23 protein-coding genes, 1 tRNA gene and 2 riboswitches are annotated in these 24321 nt (G+C 66.1%); of the genes, 10 read left to right on the plus strand and 14 right to left on the minus strand.

What is annotated here, in order from left to right; translation table 11 throughout:
• Positions 1-18 precede the first annotated feature (18 nt).
• The 8 genes from KHO41_RS08060 to KHO41_RS08095 all read right to left on the minus strand — a co-directional run bounded on the left by KHO41_RS08060 (position 19) and on the right by KHO41_RS08095 (position 8822).
• Positions 19-507, minus strand: coding sequence for a YMGG-like glycine zipper-containing protein (locus KHO41_RS08060; RefSeq protein ID WP_211952757.1), 489 nt, complete (start codon positions 505-507; stop codon positions 19-21).
• A gap of 156 nt (positions 508-663) precedes the next feature.
• On the minus strand, positions 664-1401 hold the full coding sequence (locus KHO41_RS08065) for an MBL fold metallo-hydrolase (RefSeq protein ID WP_211952758.1): 738 nt from the start codon (positions 1399-1401) through the stop codon (positions 664-666).
• A gap of 83 nt (positions 1402-1484) precedes the next feature.
• Positions 1485-2861: an L-serine ammonia-lyase gene (locus KHO41_RS08070; protein WP_211952759.1), complete on the minus strand. Its 1377-nt coding sequence runs from the start codon at positions 2859-2861 to the stop codon at positions 1485-1487.
• Positions 2862-2920: 59 nt separating this feature from the next.
• Positions 2921-3448, minus strand: a complete 528-nt coding sequence (locus KHO41_RS08075) for a DUF421 domain-containing protein (protein ID WP_211952760.1) — start codon at positions 3446-3448, stop codon at positions 2921-2923.
• A 104-nt stretch (positions 3449-3552) separates the two neighbouring features.
• The gene (gene gcvP, locus KHO41_RS08080) at positions 3553-6483 is read right to left on the minus strand and encodes an aminomethyl-transferring glycine dehydrogenase (protein WP_211952761.1); all 2931 of its coding nucleotides are present in this window, start codon (positions 6481-6483) and stop codon (positions 3553-3555) included.
• Positions 6484-6586: 103 nt separating this feature from the next.
• On the minus strand, positions 6587-6967 hold the full coding sequence (gcvH, locus tag KHO41_RS08085; protein WP_011299457.1) for a glycine cleavage system protein GcvH: 381 nt from the start codon (positions 6965-6967) through the stop codon (positions 6587-6589).
• Positions 6968-7072: 105 nt separating this feature from the next.
• The gene (gcvT, locus tag KHO41_RS08090) at positions 7073-8200 is read right to left on the minus strand and encodes a glycine cleavage system aminomethyltransferase GcvT (protein WP_211952762.1); all 1128 of its coding nucleotides are present in this window, start codon (positions 8198-8200) and stop codon (positions 7073-7075) included.
• Positions 8201-8294: 94 nt separating this feature from the next.
• Positions 8295-8419: riboswitch (glycine riboswitch) on the minus strand.
• 21 nt (positions 8420-8440) lie between these two features.
• Positions 8441-8529: riboswitch (glycine riboswitch) on the minus strand.
• Positions 8530-8588: 59 nt separating this feature from the next.
• The gene (locus KHO41_RS08095; protein ID WP_211952763.1) at positions 8589-8822 is read right to left on the minus strand and encodes a glycine zipper 2TM domain-containing protein; all 234 of its coding nucleotides are present in this window, start codon (positions 8820-8822) and stop codon (positions 8589-8591) included.
• Between the two features lie 255 nt (positions 8823-9077).
• Between KHO41_RS08095 and KHO41_RS08100 the strand changes: the two genes are divergently transcribed.
• Positions 9078-11177, plus strand: coding sequence for a UvrD-helicase domain-containing protein (locus tag KHO41_RS08100; protein WP_211952764.1), 2100 nt, complete (start codon positions 9078-9080; stop codon positions 11175-11177).
• Between the two features lie 572 nt (positions 11178-11749).
• On the opposite strand, the gene KHO41_RS08105 is transcribed toward KHO41_RS08100, so the two are convergent.
• Positions 11750-12238, minus strand: a complete 489-nt coding sequence (locus tag KHO41_RS08105; protein ID WP_211952765.1) for a hypothetical protein — start codon at positions 12236-12238, stop codon at positions 11750-11752.
• A gap of 219 nt (positions 12239-12457) precedes the next feature.
• On the opposite strand from KHO41_RS08105, the gene KHO41_RS08110 reads away from it, so the two are divergent.
• Both KHO41_RS08110 and KHO41_RS08115 read left to right on the plus strand, forming a co-directional pair.
• On the plus strand, positions 12458-13189 hold the full coding sequence (locus tag KHO41_RS08110) for a response regulator (RefSeq protein WP_211952766.1): 732 nt from the start codon (positions 12458-12460) through the stop codon (positions 13187-13189).
• A gap of 4 nt (positions 13190-13193) precedes the next feature.
• Entirely contained in the window at positions 13194-14270 is a 1077-nt protein-coding gene (locus tag KHO41_RS08115) for an ATP-binding protein (protein ID WP_211952767.1), read from the plus strand.
• Here KHO41_RS08115 and KHO41_RS08120 read toward each other — a convergent pair.
• Positions 14256-15395: an ABC transporter substrate-binding protein gene (locus KHO41_RS08120; protein WP_211952768.1), complete on the minus strand. Its 1140-nt coding sequence runs from the start codon at positions 15393-15395 to the stop codon at positions 14256-14258. The two genes, KHO41_RS08115 and KHO41_RS08120, sit on opposite strands and share 15 nt — an antisense overlap.
• 208 nt (positions 15396-15603) lie before the next feature.
• On the opposite strand from KHO41_RS08120, the gene hemN reads away from it, so the two are divergent.
• Positions 15604-17073 (plus strand): oxygen-independent coproporphyrinogen III oxidase, encoded by a 1470-nt coding sequence (gene hemN, locus KHO41_RS08125; RefSeq protein ID WP_211952769.1) that lies wholly within the window; start codon positions 15604-15606, stop codon positions 17071-17073.
• Positions 17074-17158: 85 nt separating this feature from the next.
• On the opposite strand, the gene KHO41_RS08130 is transcribed toward hemN, so the two are convergent.
• Complete coding sequence (locus KHO41_RS08130) at positions 17159-18049, minus strand: c-type cytochrome (protein ID WP_211952770.1); 891 nt, start codon at positions 18047-18049, stop codon at positions 17159-17161.
• Positions 18050-18398: 349 nt separating this feature from the next.
• Between KHO41_RS08130 and KHO41_RS08135 the strand changes: the two genes are divergently transcribed.
• The 3 genes from KHO41_RS08135 to KHO41_RS08145 all read left to right on the plus strand — a co-directional run bounded on the left by KHO41_RS08135 (position 18399) and on the right by KHO41_RS08145 (position 19290).
• Positions 18399-18474 (plus strand) — tRNA-Arg (locus KHO41_RS08135).
• Positions 18475-18719: 245 nt separating this feature from the next.
• A complete protein-coding gene (locus KHO41_RS08140) occupies positions 18720-18953 on the plus strand; it encodes a BrnT family toxin (protein WP_376989523.1) in 234 nt (77 codons plus the stop codon).
• On the plus strand, positions 18847-19290 hold the full coding sequence (locus KHO41_RS08145; RefSeq protein ID WP_342344454.1) for a BrnA antitoxin family protein: 444 nt from the start codon (positions 18847-18849) through the stop codon (positions 19288-19290). The genes KHO41_RS08140 and KHO41_RS08145 overlap by 107 nt, the downstream gene beginning before the upstream one ends.
• A gap of 34 nt (positions 19291-19324) precedes the next feature.
• On the opposite strand, the gene KHO41_RS08150 is transcribed toward KHO41_RS08145, so the two are convergent.
• Positions 19325-19558, minus strand: a complete 234-nt coding sequence (locus KHO41_RS08150) for a YMGG-like glycine zipper-containing protein (RefSeq protein WP_211952772.1) — start codon at positions 19556-19558, stop codon at positions 19325-19327.
• 9 nt (positions 19559-19567) lie between these two features.
• A complete protein-coding gene (locus tag KHO41_RS08155; protein WP_211952773.1) occupies positions 19568-19951 on the minus strand; it encodes a hypothetical protein in 384 nt (127 codons plus the stop codon).
• 330 nt (positions 19952-20281) lie between these two features.
• Here KHO41_RS08155 and KHO41_RS08160 point away from each other — a divergent pair, with 330 nt between their 5' ends.
• The 3 genes from KHO41_RS08160 to arfB all read left to right on the plus strand — a co-directional run bounded on the left by KHO41_RS08160 (position 20282) and on the right by arfB (position 23181).
• Complete coding sequence (locus KHO41_RS08160) at positions 20282-21052, plus strand: MipA/OmpV family protein (protein WP_244873746.1); 771 nt, start codon at positions 20282-20284, stop codon at positions 21050-21052.
• 298 nt (positions 21053-21350) lie between these two features.
• Positions 21351-22739, plus strand: coding sequence for an FAD-binding oxidoreductase (locus tag KHO41_RS08165; RefSeq protein WP_211952775.1), 1389 nt, complete (start codon positions 21351-21353; stop codon positions 22737-22739).
• A gap of 37 nt (positions 22740-22776) precedes the next feature.
• On the plus strand, positions 22777-23181 hold the full coding sequence (arfB, locus tag KHO41_RS08170) for an alternative ribosome rescue aminoacyl-tRNA hydrolase ArfB (protein ID WP_211952776.1): 405 nt from the start codon (positions 22777-22779) through the stop codon (positions 23179-23181).
• 4 nt (positions 23182-23185) lie between these two features.
• Here the strand turns inward: arfB and KHO41_RS08175 are convergent, their stop codons facing one another.
• Positions 23186-24247, minus strand: a complete 1062-nt coding sequence (locus KHO41_RS08175; protein ID WP_211952777.1) for a lipid II:glycine glycyltransferase FemX — start codon at positions 24245-24247, stop codon at positions 23186-23188.
• Between the last annotated feature and the right edge of the window lie 74 nt (positions 24248-24321).

Here is a 24321-nt window from a genome sequence, read left to right on the forward strand (position 1 = left end):
CCCGGCCGTCACGGCCGCCTACTTCACGGAGTAGCCGCGCCCCTGCATGCAGGCTCCCCAGGCCTGGTAGTAGCTTGACATCGCCTGGCTGGTATTGGCTGCCATCTGCTCATTGGCGGCGGCTGCCTGCCTGCGCGATTGCCGGTGGGCCACGCCACCCGCAACCGTACCCGCCGCTGCGCCGGCCGCGGCACCCTTGCCGGCGTCGCCCGCGATCGCTCCGACCACCGCACCCGTTGCCGCACCACCTGCTGCGCCGCGCACGCGCTGGCCGCTCTGCGCCTGTGCCTGAGGCTGCGGCGCCGCGGCTTGTGCCGGATCGACGCCGGTCTGCTGCTTGGCCCAGCTGTAGCAGGCCCCGTCATCGCTCGCTTGTTGCTGCTGGCTCTGCCCCTTGGCAGGATAGGCGACTGGCTTTTGCTGCGCCTGGGCCGGTGCCAGAGCCAGCGCGGCCAGCATGGCCGCCAGCACACCAAGTTTGCGGTGAGCGCTTCTGTTCGGCTTCATGATGAAATCTCCCTGTGATGGCGCGACGCGTTGCATGCGTCACGCCGCGATGCCGGTGCGTGCCAGGTATGGCAGAGAGATCAGTATTGCAGCGGGCTGCTTGAAGTCAATTCAGAGTTTTGGCACGCCGAATAGAAGCATTTGATGGGGCTAGGCTCAGGCACCGTGCGGCACGCTTTCGCCATCGCGCAGCCCGAGCCGCTGGTTGGCCGGCACGGCGACATCGATCAGCTTCGGGCGCGGCAGGTTCAGGTTGCGCATCATCTCGATGAATTCATCGCGCGTGCGTCCCGCCACACGGCTGTTGTGCGCGCGCTCCTGGGCAATCGTGGAGGACGTGCGGCCCTTGTAGTCGTGCGCCGGAAACACGAGCGTGTCATCGGGCAATGCAAAAAGCTTGCGCGTCAGGCTGTCGTACAGCGTGCCGGCATCGCCGGACTGGAAATCGGTGCGGCCGCAGCCGTCGATCAGCAAGGCGTCACCGGTGAATATGCGGCGCAACGGGCCATCCGGCGTGGCTTCTTCCCACAGGTAGCTCATGCTGCCGGCGGTATGCCCGGGCGTGTGGATCGCGCGCAGCACCTGCGTGCCGAAGGTGAGGGTATCGCCGTCGATCAGCTGCATCTGCGCGGGCTTGATGTCGCATCCGGATGGCGCCGCGGTCTTCGCGCCGGTCTGCATGGCGACGTGGCCCGCCGACGTGATGTGGTCGGCATGGGCATGGGTTTCCACCACCCACGCGAGGCTCGCGCCCGCGTCGCGCAGCACGGCCATGTCGCGCTCGAGCTGGTGGTCGACCGGATCGATCAGGATCGCGTCGCGCGTGCTGGCGTCGATCAGCAGGTAGGTGAAGGTCGACGAAGTTTCGTCGAACAGCTGGTAGAAGGTTTGCATGGCCGCCTCGCTTTTTGCTCTGTTTCTGCAGGCGCTTGCGGTGGCGCCCGGGGAGACTGGCGCCATGATACGCCGGCAGGGCCTCAGCACTCCACGATATTCACCGCCAGGCCGCCACGCGCCGTTTCCTTGTACTTGGTCTTCATGTCGGCGCCGGTCTCGCGCATGGTCTTGATGACCGAATCGAGCGACACGTAGTGCGTGCCGTCCCCGCGCAGCGCCATGCGCGCCGCGTTCACGGCCTTGACCGAGGCCATGGCATTGCGTTCGATGCACGGGATCTGCACCAGTCCGCCTACCGGATCGCAGGTCAGGCCCAGGTTGTGTTCCATGCCGATCTCGGCAGCGTTCTCGACCTGCTCAGGCGTGCCGCCGAGCACTGCGGCGAGCGCACCGGCAGCCATCGAACACGCCACGCCGACTTCGCCCTGGCAGCCGACCTCGGCCCCCGAGATCGACGCATTGAGTTTGTAGAGCAGGCCGATGGCACCGGCGGTCAGCAGGAAGTCGACCACGCCCTGGCGGTTGGCGCCGGGCACGAAACGGTCGTAGTAATGCAGCACGGCCGGGATGATGCCAGCCGCGCCATTGGTCGGCGCCGTCACCACGCGGCCGCCCGCGGCGTTCTCCTCGTTGACGGCCATGGCGTAGAGGTTGACCCAGTCCATCACGGACAGCGGATCGGACAACGTGCGCTCGGCGCGCTCCGTCAGGTTGCGGTACAGCTCGGGCGCACGGCGTCGCACCTTGAACGGCCCCGGCAGTTCGCCATCGGTGCGGCAGCCGCGCGCGACGCACGCCTGCATCACGTCCCAGATATGCAGCAGGCCGGCGGTGACATCTTCTTCGCTGCGCCAGACGAGTTCGTTTTCCATCATCAGCCGCGCGATGGACTTGCCGCTCGCGCTCGCCATCTCCAGCATGTCCTTGCCGCTGCGGAACGGATGCGGAAGTTGCTGCGCCGCGTTGAGTACCTGCGTGTTCGGCGCGCCCGCGGTCACGACGAAGCCGCCGCCGACCGACAGATAGCGTGCCTCGCGCAGCGACGTACCCTGCGCGTCATACGCGTGGAACTTCATGCCGTTCGGGTGCTCGGCCATGGCTTCGCGCCGGTAGAAGGCAATGTGCTCTTTCTCGACGAACGGGATCGGGTGCCGGCCGAGCAACGACAGTGTTCGGCTCGCGCGCAGCGCATGCAGACGGCCGTCGACCGAATCGGGGTCGATGGTATCGGGCGCTTCGCCCATCAGGCCCAGCATCACGCCCTTGTCGGTGCCGTGGCCCTTGCCGGTCGCGCCCAGCGAACCGTACAACTCCACGCGCACACTGGCGACCTGCGGCAGCAGGCCGTCGCGCTCCAGGCCCTGGGCAAACATCAGGGCAGCGCGCATCGGGCCCACGGTGTGCGAGCTCGACGGGCCGATGCCCACCTTGAACAGATCGAAGACGCTGACTGCCACGGAAGTCTCCTGAAGTCGCGCGGTGCAGAGAATGGCGGGATCGGCAACCGATCCCTGGCTCAGACCGCTTCATCGTTGCCGGGCTTGCTCCAGATCGAGGTGCCTGGTGTGGCCGCGGCCGCTTGCTGGTGTTGCTTGACCGAAACGGTCCCGTCGGTTTCGAGAATCGCGAAATGCACGTCGGCGACGCTGTTGCAGCCGGCATGGCGCAGCGCCTTGTTCAGGTCGTCGAAGCTGATGTGTTCACGGCGCATGATGTCCTGGTACACCTTGCCGTCGTGGACCAGCAACTGCGGCCGGCCCTCGACGAGAATTTCCAGCTTGCGGCTGCGCCAGGTCACGTAGCCCAGTACCGCGTTGGCTGCCACCAGCGTGACGGCCAGGATCAGGCCCGCCGTCACGGAGTTGTCCCCGGCGTTCATGGCGTTCTGCACGGCGTTGGAAAGCACCAGCAGCAGTACGAGGTCGAACGGCGTGAGCTGGCCGATCTGGCGCTTGCCCGACATCCGCAGCAGGGCCAGTACCGCGCCATACACAATCAGGCCGCGCAGCACGAACTCCCACCATGGGGCACTGAGATTCCACATGCAGCCTCCGCTGTGCTGATGGCACCGCGAAGGGCGGCGCCTCTATGTCGAGCATAGCGCGCCCGTGGGACGGCCGTAACCGGCCCACGGGGTGAGGGGCGGCCTCAGTCCTGCGCGTACTCGCTCATCGGCACGCAGCTGCAGAACAGGTTGCGGTCGCCGTAGACGTTGTCGGCGCGCCCGACCGGCGGCCAGTACTTCTGCGTGCGCAGCGATGCCACCGGGTAGGCGGCTTCTTCACGCGTGTACTTGCGCGTCCACTCGTTGGCCGTGACCACGGCGGCGGTATGCGGCGCGTGCTTGAGCGGGTTGTCTTCACGGTCGAAGCTGCCGTCTTCGACGCGGCCGATTTCCTTGCGGATCGCGATCATCGCGTCGACGAAGCGGTCGAGCTCGTGCAGCGCTTCGCTCTCGGTCGGTTCGATCATCAGCGTGCCCGGCACCGGGAAGCTCATGGTCGGCGCGTGGAAGCCGTAGTCCATCAGGCGCTTGGCCACGTCTTCGTTGCTGATGCCGGTTTCCTTCTGCAGCGGGCGCAGATCCAGGATGCACTCGTGTGCCACCAGGCCGTGCTGGCCCGTGTACAGCACCGGGTAGTGCGGCGACAGGCGCTTGGCGACGTAGTTGGCGGTCAGGATGGCGTTCTCGGTCGCGGCGGTCAGGCCGGACGAACCCATCATCGCGATGTACATCCACGAGATCGGCAGGATGCTGGCCGAGCCGAACGGCGCGGCCGATACGCCGCCGATGCCGTTGTCGTCGCGGCGATAGCCGACGCTGTCCTGGTTCGGCAGGAAGTCGGCCAGGTGCGCGCCGACCGCCACGGGGCCCACGCCGGGGCCGCCACCGCCGTGCGGAATGCAGAAGGTCTTGTGCAGGTTCAGGTGCGACACGTCGCCGCCGAAGTGGCCCGGCGCCGCCGTGCCAACCATCGCGTTCATGTTCGCGCCGTCGACATACACCTGGCCGCCGTGCTGGTGCACGATCTCGCAGATCTGCTGCACGCCCTGCTCGAACACGCCGTGCGTGGACGGGTAGGTGATCATGATGGCCGCCAGGTTCTTGCTGTGCTGCTCGGCCTTCTTCGCCAGGTCTTCGAGGTCGACGTTGCCGTTTTCATCGCACGCGACGACGACAACCTTCATGCCGGCCATCTGCGCCGAAGCCGGGTTGGTGCCGTGCGCCGACGACGGGATCAGGCAGATATCGCGATGGCTCTCGCCACGGCTTGCGTGGTAGGCGTGAATGATCAGCAGGCCCGCGTACTCGCCCTGCGAGCCGGCGTTCGGCTGCAGGCTCACGGCCGCGTAGCCGGTGGCCGCACACAGCATGGCCTCGAGCTGGTCGATCATCTCGCGGTAGCCGACGGTCTGGTCCAGCGGCGCGAACGGGTGGATCTGGCTGAACTCGGGCCAGGTCACCGGGATCATCTCGCTGGTCGCATTCAGCTTCATCGTGCACGAACCGAGCGGGATCATGGTGCGGTCGAGCGCGAGGTCCTTGTCGGCCAGCATGCGCAGGTAGCGCAGCATCTCGTGCTCGGCGTGGTGCGTGTTGAAGACCGGGTGCGTCAGGTATTCGGTGGTGCGTGCGAGTTCCGCCGGGAAAGCGTCTTCCACCTTGGCTTCGGTGGCATCGAACGTCAGCGACGCCGGCAGCGGCTTGCCGTGCGAGAAGATTTCCCACAGCGCCACGACGTCATCGCGCGTCGCGGTCTCGTCAAGCGACACGCCGAGGCGCGTGGCGCCCGCATGGCGCAGGTTGATGCCGCGCGCGGTAGCGGCAGCGTGGATCGCGTCGGTGTTGAAGCCGGTCTCGAACGTCAGCGTGTCGAAGAACGTCGCGTTGGTGCGCGTGAAGCCCAGCGTTTGCAGGCCGGCGGCCAGCGTGGCGGTCAGGCGATGCACGCGTTGCGCAATGCGCCTGAGGCCTTGCGGGCCGTGGTACACGGCGTACATCGACGCCATCACGGCCAGCAGCACCTGCGCGGTACAGATGTTGGACGTCGCCTTTTCGCGGCGGATATGCTGCTCGCGCGTCTGCAGGGCCAGGCGATAGGCTTTGTTGCCCTGCGCATCGACAGTCACGCCGACCAGGCGGCCCGGCATCGAGCGCTTGAATGCATCCTTGACGGCCATGTAGCCAGCGTGCGGGCCGCCGAAACCGAGCGGCACGCCAAAGCGCTGCGAGTTGCCCACGGCCACGTCGGCCCCCCATTCGCCAGGCGCAGTAATCAGCGTCAGCGCGAGCAGGTCGGCGGCAGCCACCACCAGACCGCCGGCAGCATGCACGGCATCGGCAATGGCGCGGTAGTCATTCACGTCACCATTGACGCCGGGGTACTGCAGCAGCACGCCAAATGCATGCGCGGCAGCAGCGTCGGCGGCGGGACCGACCTTCACTTCGATGCCCAGCGGCTTGGCGCGGGTGCGTACCACTTCCAGCGTCTGCGGCAGCACGTCGTCAGCCACGTAGAAGGTGTTCGACGCATGCTTGTTCACGCGCTGCAGCAGCGTCATGGCTTCGGCAGCGGCCGTGCCTTCGTCGAGCATCGACGCGTTGGCGATATCGAGGCCGGTCAGGTCGGTGACCATCTGCTGGAAGTTCAGCATCGCTTCCAGGCGGCCTTGCGAGATTTCCGGCTGGTAGGGCGTGTACGCGGTGTACCAGGCCGGGTTCTCGAAGATATTGCGCAGGACGACGGCCGGGGTCAGCGTGTTGTAGTAGCCCTGGCCGATAAAGCTCTTGAGCACCTTGTTCTTGCCGGCGAGCTTGCGCAGCTTCGCCAGTGCGGCTTCCTCGGCCAGCGGCTCGGTGAACTCGCCCATCGGCATGCCGTCGCGGCGGCGGATGGCCTCAGGGATCACGGCATCGATCAGCTTGGCGCGATTGTCGTAGCCAAGCACCTTGAGCATGTGCTGCTGTTCGGGGGTATCGGGGCCGATATGGCGGGCGGCGAAGGCGTCGCGCGCCTCCAGTTCGGCCAGCGTGGGCCGGTTACCTTGGGCGGCGGTCATGGGAAGCGGGGCGTTCATGGCAAGAACCTCGATGGGGGCGCGGTGGCAGGTGGTCAGCCATGCCGCCGCGCATCAATACAGTGGCCGGCCCATGCGCGGTGCAGGGCCGGCAGGCGTGGCGTCAGGCGCCGACGCTGGCCTTGTACGCGTCGGCCGACATCAGGCCGTTCACGTCGTCGGCGTTGGCCGGCTTGAGCTTGAACAGCCAGGCGTCGAACGCATCGGCGTTCACGCTTTCCGGCGCGGCCGTGGCGGCCTCGTTCACGGCGATCACTTCGCCGGCCACCGGGGCGTAGATGTCGGAAGCGGCCTTCACCGACTCCACCACGGCCAGCGCGTCGCCGGCGCCGACCGACTTGCCAACTTCGGGCAGTTCCAGGAAGACGATGTCGCCCAGCGCGTCCTGCGCGTGGTCGGTGATGCCGATGGTCAGCGTGCCGTCGGCTTCGACGCGCACCCACTCGTGCGACTCGGTGTATTTCAGGTCAGCGGGGAAATTCATGAGGGTTCTCCGGGATTCAGATTTGTTCTTGGTTCGGGCGCCTGCCATCGGTCGATGGGGCAGGCGCGACGGGCGACCGTTGTGGCGAGCGGGAGCGTTGCCGCCTCAGCTCACGAGTGCCTTGCCATTACGCACAAACGGCAGTTTAACCACAGTCGCCGCGAGTTTGCGGTCGCGGATCTCTACCTGCACCGTGTCGCCGACCGCCACGCCCATCGGCAGGCGCGCGAAAGCGATCGATTGCGACAGCGACGGGCTGAAGGTACCGCTGGTGATTTCGCCATCACCGGCCGCGGTGATGACCTTCTGGTGAGCGCGCAGCACGCCGCCCTTGTCACGCAGGATCAGGCCCAGGAACTGCTGGCGCTGGCCGGCGGCGGCGAGCGTCGCCTTGCCGGTGAAATCACGCTCGCTCTGCAGGTCGACGGTCCAGGCGAGGCCGGCGTCGAGCGGCGAGGTGTTGATATCCATGTCCTGGCCGTACAGGTTCATGCCGGCTTCCAGGCGCAGCGTGTCGCGCGCGCCGAGACCGGCCGGACGCACGCCGGCGGCATCGAGCTTTTCCCAGACAGCCGCGACATTCTCGGCCGGCACCACGAGTTCAAAGCCGTCTTCGCCGGTGTAGCCGGTGCGCGCGACCATGATCTCGCCGATGGCCTTGTCCTGGACCACGACGGCGTTGAACGGCTTGAGGGCATCGGAAGGCTGCGTGGACGGGAAGGCGCTCCACACCTTGGTGCGCGCATTCGGGCCCTGCACGGCGACGATGGCCAGCGGCAGCGCGCCGGCCGGCGCGACATCGCCACGGCGCGGGGTGATGGTCACGCCGCTGCCGGTAGCGTCATTGCGCGCGCGGATCCATTCGATATCGCCGAGCGCGGTGCTGGCGTTGATGACCAGGCGGAAGCTGTCCTCGGCGAAGAAGTAGACGATGAGGTCGTCGATCACGCCGCCTTTTTCGTCGAGCATGCACGAATAAAGCGCCTTGCCCGGCGTCTGCAGCTTGTCGACATTGTTGGCCAGCAGGCCACGCAGGAAGGCGCGCGTATTGGCGCCGTGCAAATCGACCACGCACATATGCGACACATCGAACATGCCGGCGTCGCTGCGCACCGCGTTGTGTTCCTCGATCTGGGAGCCGTAGTTGACCGGCATGTCCCAGCCGCCGAAGTCGACCATGCGGGCGCCGAGGGCGCGGTGGATGGCATTGAGGGGCGTGGCCTGGAGCGTCATGGGAATCCTCGGGGCAATCTCGGTTGCGAAAACGAAAAAAGGGTCATCCGCCGCAGCGCTTGCTTGGCCAATGGCTTCGCAATCCGCTGCGGCGGATGACCCCTCTGTCCTCGATACCTGAGAGATTACGAGTCGGATCCGGTGGACCCTCTCCTCGCGCGCCCCTTCGGTGGGCACGCTCGCCATCGATGGCGGGTGCCGCTCTCCAGAGTGCGGCATGCATTGTGTGCATGTTGCATGCCGATCCGAACGGTCCGTGGTGCCTGAGAGTTTTCGGGTGATACCCCTTCGGCGGCGCAAGATTGTGCGCGCTCTCCCGGTCGGATGCGCGCAATGTACGGGAGGGCCCTGCCTTTGTCAACGCGGGGCCCGCCCGTCTTAGCGGGCATTAGCGGCGATGGTTGTCGTCCGTCACCACGTTGCCGACCACACCGCCCAGCGCGGCGCCGCCCAGCGTACCTACCGCACTGCCGTTGGTCAGCACGGCACCGCCGACACCACCGGCCGCCGCGCCGATGGCCGTATTACGTTGCTTCGGCGTCATGTCCGCACAACCGCTCGCAAGGGCCGCGACGGCCACGCCGACCAGTGTCGCTTTGGAAAGGGCTCGTAGGGTTTTCATGATTTGGCTCCGAAAGTGACTCAAATACGTGTGGACGGGAGATCCCGCCATATTTGTTAGAGGCAGCAGGACAGGGCCGGTTTTAGGACTTACCAAGTGTTACTTTCGCAACAACTTGGGCCGTGAAATAGCGATTTCCGCTGACTGATCCGACCTTGGAGAGCGTGTTAGCATGGTCAGCTTTGCGCCCCACGCCTGCATGTTGCGTACAGGGCGCCTGCGTCGCCCCCTTCACGCCTACTCCCTTCCCCGCGCATGACTCACGGCCTCAACGCTGCCCAATCCGAAGCCGTCCGTTACCTGGACGGACCCTGCCTCGTCCTCGCTGGCGCGGGTTCGGGCAAGACGCGCGTGATCACGCAGAAGATCGCCCACCTGATCGAAGACAAGGGCTTCGAGCCGCGCCATATCGCCGCTGTCACCTTCACCAACAAGGCGGCCAAGGAGATGCAGGAGCGCATCGGCAAGCTGATGGAAGGCAAGACCACGCGCGAGGGCAAGCGCCTGCCGCTCAAGCAACTCACGGTCTGTACCTTCCACTCGCTCGGCGTGCAGATCCTGCGCATGGAAGCCGAGCACGTGGGCCTCAAGCCGCAGTTCTCGATCATGGATTCGGACGACTGCTTCGGCCTGATCCAGGAGCAGCTGGGGACGACCGACAAGAAGCTGATCCGCGGCGTGCAGAGCACCATCTCGCTGTGGAAGAACGGCATGGTCGATCCCGAGGCAGCGATCGCCCAGGCCGCCAATGCCGACGAACACCAGGCCGCGCTGGTCTACCGCAACTACGTGGCCACGCTGAACGCCTACCAGGCGGTGGACTTCGACGACCTGATCCGCTTGCCCGCCGAACTGTTCGCGCGCAACGAGACGGTACAGCTCAAGTGGCAGAACCGCCTGCGCTACTTCCTGGTCGACGAGTACCAGGACACCAACGCGTGCCAGTACCAGTTGCTAAAGCTGCTGGCCGGCGGTTCGCACCTGCGCGCGCCGGCGTTCACCGCGGTGGGCGACGACGACCAGGCCATCTACGGCTGGCGCGGCGCCACGCTCGACAACCTGCGTCTGCTGCAGACCGATTTCCCCGACCTGAAGGTCGTCAAGCTCGAGCAGAACTACCGTTCCACGGTGCGCATCCTGGAAGCGGCCAACGCGGTCATCGCCAACAACCCGAAGCTGTTCGACAAGAAGCTGTGGAGCGAGCACGGCATGGGCGACCCGATCGCCATCAATCCGATGAACGACGAGGAGCACGAGGCCGAGTCGGTCGTGTTCCGCCTGTCCGCGCACAAGTTCGAACGTCGCGCGCAGTTCCGCGATTACGCCATCCTGTACCGCGGCAACCACCAGGCACGGCTGTTCGAACAGATCCTGCGCCGCGAGCGCATTCCCTATGTGCTGTCGGGCGGCCAGAGCTTCTTCGACAAGGCCGAGATCAAGGACATCTGCGCTTATCTGCGGCTAATCGCCAATCCGGATGACGATCCCGCATTCATCCGCGCGATCACCACGCCGCGCCGCGGCATCGGCAATACCACGCTCGAAGTGCTGGGCACGTTCGCGGGCCAGGCCAAGGTTTCGTTGTTCGAGGCCGCGATGATGGGCGGCATCGAAGCCAAACTGCAGCCGCGCCAGCTCGAGCCGCTGCGCGTGTTCTGCGAATCGATGGTCCGACTGGCAGACCGCGCGGCGAAAGACCCGGCCACTGTGGTGCTCGATGACCTGATGGAAGGCATCCACTACGAAGCCTATCTCTACGACGCCTTCGACGAACGCCAGGCCCAGTCGCGCTGGACCAACACGCTCGAATTCCTCGACTGGCTCAAGCGCAAGGGCACCAAGCCCGAGGCGGAAGGCGAGGGCGAGGCAACCGGCTTCGACAAGGTCGACGGCTTCGGCGACGAAGGCAAGAACCTGCTCGAACTGACCCAGACCGTGGCGCTGATGAGCATGCTCGAAGGCCGCGAAGAAGATCCCGATGCAGTGCGCCTGTCAACGCTGCATGCGTCGAAGGGGCTCGAATATCCGCACGTGTTCCTGGTCGGCGTGGAAGAGGGCATCCTGCCCCATTGCCGCGAGGACGAGGACATGGGCGACGAGAAGATCGAAGAAGAACGGCGCCTGATGTACGTGGGTATCACGCGTGCGCAGCGCAGCCTGCATATCAGTTGGTGCAAGAAGCGCAAGCGCGCGCGGGAAACCTACTCGTGCGAACCGTCGCGGTTCATCGGCGAGATGAAGCTGGAAGAGGCGCCGGCGCCAAAGGACGAGATGCCGGCGATGAGTCCCAAGGACCGGCTTGGCGCACTGAAGGCGCTGCTCGGCAACGGCGGCGGCAAGGTCGCGCCGGGCTGACACCCTGGCAGGCAACATTCACGATACAAAGCGCTACCAGCGCGACATGACCGCCGCGATGGCGCGGATCTAAGATTTCCTTGCGTCGGCGCGGTTTGTCCTGTGCCGGCGCGCCAAGTGGTGACGCTTGGTTCTTCCCTACCATTTTTTCCACGTTGAGCCCCCTGTGCGGTTGCATTGGGGGCGCTTTTTTTGGGAATGTCGTATGTCGTGCCTGGCGGCCGCCGCTATACGAAGTTGTGCCGTGCACGTCCCGACTAGGACGTGCGCGCAGCGCAGCCGAAGGCGTCCCGCCACTGATCTGATTGAAACGCTGTACCCGAGTCCGTCTTGGGGATCGTCCAAAAGCCGTGCCGCGTGAGGCACAGGTTCTGACTCACATGGCGTAGCAGGGTCGAACTACTGACCAACGTGGCAGGCGTCCAAAGCCGTTTGAACCACTGCCGCCGTGGAATTGATGCCAGCGGCTAGCGACGCGTTCTTTGGTTACTTTCTGTCGCTTGGACAGAAAGTGACTCGCCGGCTACGCCGGCGAAACAGCGGCGCCCGCCAAGAGCAAACACCCATCACCCTCAAGGCTCCACCCCCGGCCCGTGGCCACCATCCCGCCGTGAAGGCACTCCCACTCCGCCAGGCGGCAACCCAAGCCACCGCGCCACCTCAGGCATCCCCCGCAACCGCCTCCGCTGCCCTACCTCCAAACTATCATCCAACGCCAGCCACTGCTCCCGCACGCTCCGACGATCCTGTTCGAGCGCGTCATGCATCCGGTCAAGCGCCTGCAGCCGCGGCCGCAGCGGCGCGTCTGGCGACGGATCGCCCGCCTCCCTCACGAACCGCGCCCGCAATTCCAGCGCATGGGCATGCGCTTCCCGACTGGCAGCGCTGGCAGCCTGCAAGAGTTTCAACTGCGCCGGCGTGAGCGACAGCGCCTCGACCGGCCCAGCCGGGGGCGGTGGCGGCGCTACAGGCGCAGCCGTTACCGGAACAGCAAGCAAGGTGGCACTGCCCATGACGGCAGCGCAAATCAACACACGCATACGCGTGATCGGCAAGGACATGGCGATCTCCTGGTTGTGGATAAAGTGATGCACCCACCATGCTAGGGACGCCCGTGCCGACAAGCTTGCCGGCTTGGTTTCGGGCAGGCACGCCTGTGTATCCGACTTGATACAAAGGCGCCACAGGGCCGGCATGTCGAACTGGTAAAGTGGTCGGCCGCTTTACCCTGTGGCCGGCACTGTCATCGCCGGCTCGTGCCCGCATCGCCACACCGCCTCATGGATTTCGCTCCCAACCTTCCGATTCGCCTGCTGGTCGTTGATGACGACCCACAGATCCGCACCATGCTCGCCGAGTACCTGTCCACCTTCGGCATGCAGGCCGACGGCGTCGAAGGCGGTGCGCAGATGCGGCGGGCCATGAGCGCTGGCGACTATGACATGGTCATCCTCGACCTGTCGCTGCCCGGCGAAAGCGGCCTGGACCTGTGCCGCGAGCTGCGCGCGCAGACCGACGTCGCGGTGATCATGCTGACCGCGCGTGCCGAACTGGCCGACCGCGTTGTTGGCCTTGAAGTGGGGGCGGACGACTACGTCACCAAGCCGTTCGAGATGCGCGAACTCGTGGCCCGCATCCACACGGTGCTGCGCCGCAGCCGCGGCGACGCCCGCCGTGCGACGGCAACACCGGGCGGCCATGAGGTCCGTTTCGGCACCTGGCGGCTCAACACGATGCTGCGCCAGCTTGTCGATGGCGATGACGTGGTGGTACCGCTGTCCAATGCCGAATTCCGCCTGCTGCTGACCTTTGTCGAGCATCCGAACCGCGTGCTCGACCGCGAGCTGCTGATCAACCAGGCGCGCGGACGCGGCCTCGATGTGTTCGATCGCAGCATCGACCTGCTGGTGTCGCGGTTGCGCCAGAAGCTGCGCGACGATCCGCGCGACCCCGTACTGATCCGCACCGTGCGCGGCGAAGGCTACGTGTTCACCACGACGCCGGAACGCTGAAGCCATGGCCCGCTTCGCGCGCTACGACTCGATGTTCCTGCGGCTGTTCCTGGTCATGGCCGCGATCATGCTGTGCGTGCACCTGCTCGGCGTGACCGTGATCGAAAGCCTGTTTCCGCGACCCGGCGGGCGCCATGTCCCGCATGAGGTGCGCGGCAATCCGCCACCCGGACCGCCTGGCCCGCCGCAGGAGGGTCGCCCGCCACCGCCGCCGCCCGGACCGCGCGGAATCTGGCCACCGCATCTCGGCATGCTGTTCCAGCTGGCCGCCATTGTGGCGGCATCGTGGGCCGGCGCACGCATCCTGGCGCGCCCCGTGCAGCAACTTGCGAGTGGAGCAGGGCGCCTCGCCCAGGACGTGCACGCGCCGCCGCTGGACGAGCACACCGGTCCGGCCGAGGCGCGCGAGGCCGCGCAGGCGTTCAACCATATGCAGCAGCGCATCCGCATGCAGCTGGCGCAGCAGTCGCGCTTCCTGGCCGCGGTCTCTCACGACCTGCGCACGCCCCTTACGCGCATGAGCCTGCGCATCGAGGGAATTGCCGACAACCCGGTGCGGTACCGGCTGCGCCAGGATCTGGCCGAGATGAACGGGCTCATCGATTCCACGCTGTATTACCTGCGTGACCGCGACGAGGCCGCCGGTCTGCGCCAGCGCGTCGACGTGCTGGCGCTGCTGCAGGCGGTCGTGGACGACGCCGCCGAGCTCGGCCACGAAGTGTCGCTGACCGGGCAGGCGGCGCCGCTGCTGGCTTATCCGGCAGAGTTGCGGCGCGCCGTGGTCAATCTCGTGGAAAACGCGCAGCGCTACGGCGAGCGCGCACACATTGTGCTGACCGACAGCGCGCAGCGCGTGCGGATCGATATCTGCGACGAGGGCCCGGGCATTCCGCCCGAAGAGCTGGCGCGCGTGCTGGAGCCGTTCTACCGGCTCGAATCGTCGCGCAGCCGCGCCACCGGCGGCGTCGGCATGGGCTTGTCGATCGCGGCTGACATCGTCGCGCGCCACGGCGGCGAATTGACGCTTGCCAACCGCGAGGCAGGCGGCCTGCGCGTGCGCATCGACTTACCGCGCGCCTGACGCGACGAGCTGGACGTAGCGCGAGCCGCGCTGCCCCTGCGTGAAATCGAGCGTGAAATCGCCGACGTCGACGCGTGACTGCAGCGCGCGCCTCAGTTCCGCCGTGCCACCGCGCCACGTGCCGAGCGCGCGCACCAGCCACGCCGCACCGATATAGCCGGCGATGGTTGAGGGCGAGGGCGGCTCGTCGAGGTATTGCTTCATGCGCGCCACGTGCTCCTTGACCACGCGCAGCGTAGCGGCCTGCGGGCCCGGCGCGACCTGCGTTAGCACGATGCCACCCGCGTAACCGGCGCCGAGCACCTCGCGCGCGACTGTCGGGCTGACAGCCGACAATCCGACCAGAAATCCGTACCAGCCCTGTGCGGCCAGCGCGCGGCCCAGGCTCGCATACGCCAGCGTGTCACCCACCACGATCACCGCGCCCGGCCGTTGCGCCGCGATGCTGCGCGCAGCGGCCTCCGCGTTGCCGTCGAGCGGGACCGCGCGGGTGCCCATCGCGGATTCTTGCCGGGTCAGCCACGATGCGCCGCTGCTGGCCGCAATCGACGCGAATTCCTTCGAGACCGCCAACGCCACGCGCGTCAGGCCATAGTCGCGTAGCTGCCTGACCGCGGCGTCGAGTTCGGCCTGATAGTCCGCGCGGGTGAACCAGACGTTTTCGGCGTTCAGCGCCAGGCCCGAGAGCGGCGCCACGATCTGCACGCCGCGCCGGTGCAGTTCCGGCGAGGCCGCAAGCGCCGGCAGCAATTGGTCTCCGGGCCCGAACAGCAGTTCGGCATGCTCGCCGTCCACCAGTGACAGCGCCTGGGCGAGCGCCGCGCGCGGATCGGCATCGGCGTCGCGCACGACATGCTGGATCCGTACCGGGCCGCCGCCGGCGTTGGTCGCATCGAACATGACCTTGGCGCCCGCCAGATAGTCGCGCGCGAGATCGGCCTGCGCGCCGCTACGGTCCAGCAGATGGCCGACAACGACGGTGCGGCGCGCAGGCGACTGACCCAGTGCAAGCGGGGTGGCAGCAAGGCCGCCGAGCGCCATCATCAGTTGGCGGCGCCTGGGTGACACCAGCAACGTTTCGCCGCGCAGCGATGGGTACGGCGAAGAGAAGAGTATCGATGGCATGGGAAAAGTGTGGCGATCGGCCCGGCCGGCGCCCGCCGGAGGTGCGGGGCGCAGCGTATCCGGCACGCGTGACAAAAATGTGACGAAATACCCCCGCTGACGAGGGGGCTGCGCGCACGCCATGGCTACCGCGCTTGATGCGCGTCAATTCCCCATTGGCGTCGGGGCCCTAGCATGGGCCGTCAGACTCCCCGATCCGTCCGCCCCCATGAACACGCCTGCAATGTCATCCCCGGCGCTCGACCGCCGTGCCCTGTCCGACTTCCGTGCGCTGGCCGGCCGTATCGACGGCAACGGCCCGCGCTACACCTCGTATCCCACGGCGGACCGTTTCCACAACCGCCTGGGCGAGGCCGGCTACCACGCTGCGCTGGCCGACTGCCGCGCCGCTGCGCCCGCGCCGTTATCGCTGTACCTGCACATCCCGTTCTGCGAGAACATCTGCTACTACTGCGGCTGCAACAAGGTCATCACGCGCGATCACGGCCGCAGCGCCAAGTACGTTCACTACCTGGCCAAGGAAATGGCACTGGCGGCGGCGCACATCGGCGGGCGTCGTCAGGTGCTGCAATCGCATTGGGGCGGTGGTACGCCGACCTTCCTGAACCCGGACGAGATGCGGCGCGTGATGGCGTCGCTGCACGAGCATTTCGACCTGCCGGCTGACGGCGAGCACTCGATCGAGATCGATCCGCGCCGCGTCGACCACGCGCGCATGGCGCTGCTGGCCGAGCTGGGATTCAACCGCGTGAGCCTCGGCGTGCAGGATTTCGATCCCGAAGTGCAGCAGGCCATCCACCGCGTGCAACCGTTCGAGGAAACCCGCGCCGTCGTGGATGCGGCGCGTGAGCTCGGATTTCGCTCGGTGAGCCTGGACCTGATCTATGGTCTGCCGCACCAGACCACGGCGCGCTTCAATGCCACGGTGGAACAGGTGCTGACGCTGCGGCCCGACCGGCTCTCGGTCTACAGCTACGCGCACTTGCCGCACGTCTTCAAGCCACAACGGCGCATCGATGAGAATGCGCTGCCGAGCGCGGGCGAGAAGCTCGACATCCTCGTCTCGACGATCGAACGCCTGACCGCCGCCGGTTATGTCTACATCGGCATGGACCACTTTGCGCTGCCCGATGACGACCTCGCCGTAGCGCAACGCGAAGGCCGGCTGCAGCGCAATTTCCAGGGCTATTCCACGCATGCGGGCTACGACCAGCTCGGCTTCGGCATTTCCGCGATCGGTGCCGTGGCGGGCCGCTACGTGCAGAACGCGCGCACGCTCGACGAATACTATGCGTCGCTCGATGCCGGCCATCTGCCCGTCATGCGTGGCTTCGCGATGAATCAGGATGACCACCTGCGACGCGAGATCATCGGCGCGCTGATGTGCAACGGGGTACTCGACGTCGCGCAGATCGAGGCACGCCATGGCATCGATTTCGCACACGCCTTCGCAGCCGAACTCGCGGATCTCGACCGGCTCGCCGAAGATGGCCTGGTGCGTCGCGACCCGCACCGGATCGAGGTGACCTTGCTTGGCCGCTTGCTGGTTCGCCGCGTGGCCATGGTGTTCGACCGCTACCTGCGCGAAGACGCCGCACGACTGCCTGCCGTGCAACCGGCCGCCAACGACGGCGTGCAGCCTGTCCGGTTCGTACCGAAATACTCCCGCGTAGTCTGAGGCGAGGTCCGGCCAACGCGCCGGAACGACGGACGAAAAAAAGCCCGCGAATATTTCGCGGGCTTTTCTGTATTCCGAGCCGGTATTACTTGGCGGCGTTCGCCATGTAGTCGGCCGCTGCGATCACGTCGGCGTCCGCGCCGGCATAGCCACCCTTCGGCGGCATCACGCCCTTGCCCTTCAGCGCGAAGTTGTGGACGGCATCCATGCCTTCCTTCAGGCGCGGCGCCCAGGCAGCCTTGTCGCCGAACTTCGGTGCGCCGGCAACGCCAGCGGCGTGGCAGGCTGCGCAAACCTGGTCATAGACCTTCTTGCCCACTTCGGCGGACGCAGCAGCAGGTGCGGCAGCCGGGGCAGGCGCTGCGGCGGCCGGTGCCGGTGCAGCAGCGGGAGCCGGAGCTGCGGCGGCTGCCGGGGCAGCGCCAGCGTCAGATGCCGCGGCGGTGGCCGGAGTGGCAGCAGCAGGCGCGGCAGGTTCAGGGAACTTGGCACCGCCGGCGTCGGCCATGTAGACCACGGCACGGCCCAGTTCGTAGTCGCTGTAGTCGTCCGGCGTCGTGCCGGCGCGTGCCTGCATGGCGCCCTTGCCGTTCAGCACGGACTTGAGCAGGCCGTCGAAGCCCTGGCCGATACGCGCGGCCCAGTCACCGGCATTGCTGTACTTCGGAGCACCCGCCGCACCCGTGGCGTGGCAAGCCGCGCAGACTTCCTTGTAGACCTGTTCGCCAGTCTTGTAGACGCGCGGTGCGTTGGCGTCCTTGATTTCGAGCGAAGCGACCGGCTTGATGCGGTCATTGATGGCTTCCGCCGTGGTGACCGACCCGGCACCTTCCTTGGAGCCATGGCCGACAAAATTGACCAGCAGGATGATCACGATGATCGGAACCAGGAAGGCAGCGATCACCACCGCGATCAGCTGCTTCGGCGTCTTGATGGGAGACTCGTGTTCGTCGTGTTGGTGTTGGACGTCGCTCATACAGAACTCTCAGTTTTGCAGGAAACTTCAGCCGCTCACGCTCGGCTTGATTTATCGGGCCCTTGGTGGCTGGGTCCTCTGATTGCGTGGTTGTTCAGTACTGTCCCCCGTCTACGACCGCAGCGCGCTGCGTTTTAACGGAAATAGCTCGCGATTATAGCCCCAAAGGCCTCATGGCTGGGCCAAAAGAGACGGTTCAGAGACGTCCGGCGGCCCCTCCGGATTCCCGCGCATGGACGCGTCACGACAAACGCGGTATCCTATGCGACTTCTCTGCGGCGGCATTCGCTCGTCGCACCGGTTGCACATCCGTGGCAGTGCCTGCCACCCGTGCCAGACCGCCCTCCGCGCGCCCGTAGCTCAATGGATAGAGTACTGCCCTCCGAAGGCAGGGGTTGCTGGTTCGATCCCAGCCGGGCGCGCCAAATTTCCGCACGACTCCCGTTTTCTGTTTCATGCATGCTGATTGCCCGCACGCGTCAGCGTTCCTGCGCCTATTTCCCGAATAGCGACTCCAACGTCGCGCGACGTGCCTGACACGAAAGGTAGGAAACCGGCAACAGTCCTTCGCGTTTCCATTTGTTGTATTGGCAAATAATGGCTGCCGCTCTTATTTAATGCCTATACAATAATTTCATGCTGATCACCTACGACCCTGGGCAAGGATCGTATCAATGAGGCCAAGCACGGCGTATCGCTTGCCGCGGCCGGACTGATCGAATGGAACACTGCGCTAGTTCGCGTGGACAGCCGGAAGGAGTACGGGGAAAAGCGGTTTCAGGCGCTGGGATTGCTTGATGGTCGGCTCTATCTGGTCGCATTCACAGTGCGAGGCGACGCGCTGCGAATCATCAGCATGCGCAAGGCAAACACGAGAGAGGAACGGCGATATGAGCAAGCGTAAGATCCCTCACCCAGCAACCGCCGAAGAAGACCTGAAGATATGTGACGCAGCTTCGGCGGATCCGGATGCGCGCGAACTGACTCATGCCGAACTTGCGGATTTCAAGCCGGCCGGCGAGGTTCTGCCGGGCATTCTCGGCACAGCCGGTGCAGCCATGCTGATGAAGCGACGCGGCCGCCCCGCGCTGCCTGTGGACGAACGGAAGGTCACGCTGAACATGCGCGCAGACCGGGATGTCGTCGAAGCGTTCAAGGCCACCGGCGACGGGTGGCAGACGCGCATCAATGACGTGCTGCGCGCCTACGCGACATCGCACAAAATGTTGCGCCGGTCCTGAAGCCCTGGCGGGACCCAGCCGTTGCAGGCTCTTCTCAATACCGCTGCTGCTCGTTCCGACCCTTGATATTGCCCGCGACACCGCCGGCCACCGCGCCGATGGCCGCGCCGGTCCAGCCGCTGCCGCCTGCGATGGCGGCTATGCCGGCACCCGCTGCGGCGCCGATCGCCGCTCCCGACATCGTCCCTTGCTGCTCCGGTGACATGCCCGTGCATGCGGTAACGCTACCCAGCACCAGTGCCGCGCCGATCCAGTGAAGTCGTTTCATGGCCTAGCCCTACTTGTTGCCCTGCAGTCCAGGTACCACCATCTCGAACCAGATGGTCTCGATCACCGGCCGCTGCAGGCGGTCGGGATGGGCGGCGTACCAGCGGTCCAAACCTTGGCGAACCGAATCGAGTGTGTGGCCTTTCAGTCCTTTGGCCAGCCGCGGCACGATGGTTTGCGAGTCGGGCGGGGCATTGGTGGCGTGATAGGCGACGTCAACCTGTACGACGTTGGCGATGCCGACGAGGTAGGCCTTCTTCATCTGCTCCGTAGACTCGGTCCACTGCTTGCCTGTCACCAGCGGGACTTCGTCGGCTCGGGCCATGCCCGATACCACGGCCAGCGCCATGCACGCCACGGCGGTCAATGCCTTCAGTTTCTGCCTTGTTGTCATTGCACACTCCTGTGCGGGCCGGTATGCGGACCGCTCGCCTTGACAGCGCCTCTGCTTCTTTGCCCGCGCATGTGTGCCGGCTGGCGCGCTTTCATATTAGTCGCAATTCCAATGGACACTACGCTGCAGTACCCCGGCGCAGAGCGATGCGCCGGAATGCTGCTTTCGCCGCGCTCCCGAAAACTTTCATATCGTGAAGCCGGCCTTCGCGCGCGGATGTGCTGATAAATTGGCTTGATCTGACGTGTCCGGGAGAGAAAGTCAATGGGATTGACGGCACTGGCGAAACAAATCCAGCGGATCGCACGCTCTGGGCTTGTGGGTGCGGCCATGGCACTGGCCGCCGCCAGCAGCGTCGCGTCGCCGGTCGATCTGCCGGGCGAGCTGCCCAACATGGCGGGGCTGGGCATCGGCACCACCACGGAATACGCGGGCGGCAAGGACCGCATGGTCGGCGTCGTGCCAGGTCTGCGCTATGTCACGCCCGGCGGCCGGCTGATCGAGTGGTACGGACCGTATGCGCAATTCAACTTCGGCGGGCTGACGGGCTTCCAGTGGGGTCCGGCGGCGTCGCTGCGCCTTGGACGCAGCGGCGTCGACGACCCGGTCGTGTCGCGCATCCATGACATCGACACCACGGTGGAGGCCGGTGGCTGGATCGGCTACGAGTACCTGCACGAGGGCTCCATCCCCTTTCGCCTGCGCGGCGGCATCAATGTGATGACGAATGCGGGCATCGTCTACGGCGGCGCACGCGTGACGGCCAACGCCTCGGCCTGGGTGCCGGTACACCGCCGCGTCTATGCCGGCCTGGGGCTGGGCGCCACATGGGTCAGCGACAGCTTCAACCGCACCTATTTCGGCGTGACGCAAGCCGATTCGGCAGCGAGCGGCTTGCCGGTGTACAACCCGGGGGGCGGACTGGAGCAATACACCGGCTGGCTCGCGCTCCTGTACCGGATCGACAAGAACTGGTACGCCGGCGCTATGGTCTATGCGCAGCGCCTGGCCGGAGATGCCGCCGACAGTCCCATCGTCACCCAGCGCGGCACCCGCAACCAGATCACCTATGGTATCGGGCTTGGCTACGCGTGGCGGTAGTGCGATATACGTGTCGCTGCTGAAACCAATTGGCCAGGGTCCCCAGGGCAACGCTGCATCACAAGCCCACCAGATGGGGCGCCTTACAGTCCGCGCAGCGGCATGTGCGGCACATCGTTGTTGAAACACTTCCGTCCGCATTGGTGCGACGCTTAAGCCGATTCCATCAAGAGGCCCGCTATGTCGGTGCGTTGTCGCACGTGGCGCGCAATTTGCATCGCTGAACCGCTGGACGGGCCGCCATGGCCGCGATCCCTCCGCGCATGGCGGTTCCGGGTTGTCGATCCGGAGGTGAGCCATGCCCGCAATGCCCAATGATCAGCTTGCATCACTGCGCTCCGCCGTACGCGGCAAAGTGCTGCTGCCCGGCGAGCCTGGCTATGACCAGTCGCGTGCCATCTGGAACGCCATGGTCGACAAGCGTCCCGCGCTGGTCGTGCAGTGTACGGGCGCGGCCGATATCGCTGCCGCCGTTGCGTTTGCGCGCGACAACAGGCTGCTGCTCGCGGTACGCGGCGGTGGCCACAATATTGCCGGCAAGGCGCTGTGTGATGACGGCCTGGTCATCGACCTGTCGCCGATGCGCGCCGTCCATATCGACACCGGTTCGCGCCGTGCCTGGGTCGAGCCCGGTGCGCTGCTGGCGGACTTCGACCACGAGGCCCAGGCTTGTGGGCTGGCGACGCCGCTGGGCATCAACTCGACCACCGGTGTGGCCGGGCTGACGCTTGGCGGCGGCTTCGGCTGGCTGACGCGCAAGTACGGCATGACTGTGGATAACCTGCTTTCCGCTCAGGTCGTGACCGCCGATGGACAGCGGTTGCGGGCCAGCGAGCAGGAACATCCCGACCTGTTCTGGGCGCTGCGCGGTGGCGGCGGCAACTTCGGCGTGGTGACGCTGTTCGAATTCAAACTGCATACCGTCGGACCGCAGATCCTGGCCGGGCTGCTGGTGTTTCCGGCCGCGGAAGGGCGCGCGGTCCTGAGCCAGTATCGGTTGTTCGTCGAAACCATGCCCGAAGACCTCAATATCTGGGTTGTGCTGCGTCAGGCACCGCCACTGCCATTCCTGCCGACGGCCGCGCACGGCACCGACGTAGTGGTGCTCGCGGTGTTCTACGTCGGCGATCCGGAGCAAGGCCAGCCACTGCTCGCGCCGCTGCGAAGCTTCGGCACTTTGCTGGGCGAGCATGTGGGGCCCATGCCCTATGCAGCGTGGCAGCAGGCATTCGACCCGCTGCTGACGCCGGGTGCCCGCAACTACTGGAAATCTCACAACTTCACGCAACTGCCGGACGAGGCGATCAACGCGATGATGGACTTCTCTAGCCGCCTGCCATCGCCGCATTCGGAGATTTTCATCGGCCACGTCGGCGGCCGGGCTGGCACCGTGGCGGCGGACGCGACCGCCTACCATCACCGCGATGCGCGCTTTGTCATGAACGTGCATACGCGCTGGGAAAGCCCTGCCGATGATGCCGCCTGCGTGGCATGGGCGCGCGACTTCTTCCGCGCGACCGAGCCCTATGCGACGGGCGGCGTGTACGTGAATTTCCTGACCGAAGACGAAGCCGCTCGCGTCGGCGCGGCCTATGGCCCCAACTACGAACGACTCGCGCGCATCAAGCAGAAGTACGACCCCAACAACCTGTTCTGCGTGAACCAGAACATCGCGCCGTCCGCGTAGCGAAAATCCCGGGCATGCGCCTTGCTATGATGCGCGCATGCCCGACGATTTCCTGATCCCCCACCACGAGTACGACATCACGGCGATCCGCGCACAGGGCGCGGGCGGGCAGAACATCAACAAGGTGTCCAACGCGGTGCACCTGCGCTACGACGTGCGCGCGTCCTCGCTCGCGCCCGACCACAAGGAGCGGCTGCTGCAACTGCATGACCACCGTATCACGCGCGATGGGGTGGTTGTCATCAAGGCGCAACAGCACCGCAGCCTCGAGCTGAACCGCGACGATGCGGTCCGGCGCCTGCACGAACTGGTTGCCAGCGTGGCAACGCCACCGCGCACGCGCCGTCCGACACGACCCACGCTCGCCTCGCGCAAGCGGCGCCTGGAGGGAAAGAACCAGCGCAGCCAGGTCAAGGCGCTGCGCGGCCGCGTCAACGAATGAGCGCTCAGGCGGCCAGCCTGCTGCCCGCCGGCACCTTGACGGGAAGAGGCCGCCGGTAGGCCGGGAAATAGCCGCTCAGATCGTCCGTCGAGGTACTCCGTCCTTCCGACAAGGCCCGGTAGGCCTCGGGATTGACGACCACGCGCTGCGTGGCGAAGACGTGGGTGTCCGGCGAGAATCCGCGCTTGAATTCATGCAGCGAGTCCGTGGCCGAGCCGAGTCCGCCGCCAAGATGCAGCCGCGAGAAGCCGTTCATGCGGCCCCATTCGCGCGCGGTGTGGATGATGATCTTGGTCGGCTGCCGGTGGCGGTAGTCCCAGTCCGATCCTGACAGGTGGTACTGCATGATGCCGGACCGCCGCGCGAGCGTGAAGAATGCACCGCCGATGATCTGGCCTTCTTCTTCGGCCACCAGCAGCATGAGGTCGTCGCCGAGTTCTTCCACCAGCGAACGGTAGTACTGCGTGTCGAAGAAGTAGTAGTCCGTGGCGCAGCGGCGCGTCATGGTCTGGTTGTAGATGTCAATGAACCGGGAAAGCGTTTCGAAGTGCTCATCGAGCCGTACCGTCACACCCGCGCGCCGGGCGCGGTTGATGCCGAGCTTGTGGCGGGACTGGGTCTCCTGCCAGAGTTTCTCGGGCGGTTTGGTCAGGTCGACCGACACGGTCAACCCCTGCTCGAGCACCAGACCCAGCGAACTCTGCCAGTGCGCGTTCAGCAGCGGGTGCAGGCGCAGGAAGCAGGCCACGCAGCCGGCTTCGCGCAGCATCTGCACCGCGGCCCGTAACGCGGCATCGGCGAACTCCGGCGGCGCGCCCGTGCTCGTGAGCGGGCCGCCGTACCCATACGCCGAGGTGGCGTCCCACAGGCCCTCGGTGATCTCGCGGCGCACGAACGGCACCAGCAGTTCGTGGGTGCCATTTGTCACATGCACCGCGAACGCCCGCCCGCGTTCGCTGCGCTCCGCTGTCTTCAGCCACGCGGGCGTGTGGTGGCAATCATGGCTGCAGCGCTCCAGGGCGGCGCGCCAGGCGGTACTGGTGATGTCCAACAGGTTCGCTTGCATCTCTTGCTCCCTGACAGGATGCCTGCGAGACCGACCGGGCCGCCGTGGCCCTGGTGCGGGTCGCAGCGATGAAT

It is taken from the genome of Cupriavidus numazuensis, assembly GCF_905397435.1.
Classification (GTDB): Bacteria; Pseudomonadota; Gammaproteobacteria; order Burkholderiales; family Burkholderiaceae; genus Cupriavidus; species Cupriavidus numazuensis.

Bases quoted from the DNA above. Each gene is read 5' to 3' on its own strand.
- KHO41_RS08060 (WP_211952757.1), bottom strand. From the start codon at position 507: ATGAAGCCGAACAGAAGCGCTCACCGCAAACTTGGTGTGCTGGCGGCC.
- KHO41_RS08065 (WP_211952758.1), bottom strand. From the start codon at position 1,401: ATGCAAACCTTCTACCAGCTGTTCGACGAAACTTCGTCGACCTTCACC.
- KHO41_RS08075 (WP_211952760.1), bottom strand. From the start codon at position 3,448: ATGTGGAATCTCAGTGCCCCATGGTGGGAGTTCGTGCTGCGCGGCCTG.
- gcvP (WP_211952761.1), bottom strand. From the start codon at position 6,483: ATGAACGCCCCGCTTCCCATGACCGCCGCCCAAGGTAACCGGCCCACG.
- gcvH (WP_011299457.1), bottom strand. From the start codon at position 6,967: ATGAATTTCCCCGCTGACCTGAAATACACCGAGTCGCACGAGTGGGTG.
- gcvT (WP_211952762.1), bottom strand. From the start codon at position 8,200: ATGACGCTCCAGGCCACGCCCCTCAATGCCATCCACCGCGCCCTCGGC.
- KHO41_RS08095 (WP_211952763.1), bottom strand. From the start codon at position 8,822: ATGAAAACCCTACGAGCCCTTTCCAAAGCGACACTGGTCGGCGTGGCC.
- KHO41_RS08100 (WP_211952764.1), top strand. From the start codon at position 9,078: ATGACTCACGGCCTCAACGCTGCCCAATCCGAAGCCGTCCGTTACCTG.
- KHO41_RS08105 (WP_211952765.1), bottom strand. From the start codon at position 12,238: ATGTCCTTGCCGATCACGCGTATGCGTGTGTTGATTTGCGCTGCCGTC.
- KHO41_RS08110 (WP_211952766.1), top strand. From the start codon at position 12,458: ATGGATTTCGCTCCCAACCTTCCGATTCGCCTGCTGGTCGTTGATGAC.
- KHO41_RS08115 (WP_211952767.1), top strand. From the start codon at position 13,194: ATGGCCCGCTTCGCGCGCTACGACTCGATGTTCCTGCGGCTGTTCCTG.
- KHO41_RS08120 (WP_211952768.1), bottom strand. From the start codon at position 15,395: ATGCCATCGATACTCTTCTCTTCGCCGTACCCATCGCTGCGCGGCGAA.
- hemN (WP_211952769.1), top strand. From the start codon at position 15,604: ATGAACACGCCTGCAATGTCATCCCCGGCGCTCGACCGCCGTGCCCTG.
- KHO41_RS08130 (WP_211952770.1), bottom strand. From the start codon at position 18,049: ATGAGCGACGTCCAACACCAACACGACGAACACGAGTCTCCCATCAAG.
- KHO41_RS08145 (WP_342344454.1), top strand. From the start codon at position 18,847: ATGGTCGGCTCTATCTGGTCGCATTCACAGTGCGAGGCGACGCGCTGC.
- KHO41_RS08150 (WP_211952772.1), bottom strand. From the start codon at position 19,558: ATGAAACGACTTCACTGGATCGGCGCGGCACTGGTGCTGGGTAGCGTT.
- KHO41_RS08155 (WP_211952773.1), bottom strand. From the start codon at position 19,951: ATGACAACAAGGCAGAAACTGAAGGCATTGACCGCCGTGGCGTGCATG.
- KHO41_RS08160 (WP_244873746.1), top strand. From the start codon at position 20,282: ATGGCACTGGCCGCCGCCAGCAGCGTCGCGTCGCCGGTCGATCTGCCG.
- KHO41_RS08165 (WP_211952775.1), top strand. From the start codon at position 21,351: ATGCCCGCAATGCCCAATGATCAGCTTGCATCACTGCGCTCCGCCGTA.
- arfB (WP_211952776.1), top strand. From the start codon at position 22,777: ATGCCCGACGATTTCCTGATCCCCCACCACGAGTACGACATCACGGCG.
- KHO41_RS08175 (WP_211952777.1), bottom strand. From the start codon at position 24,247: ATGCAAGCGAACCTGTTGGACATCACCAGTACCGCCTGGCGCGCCGCC.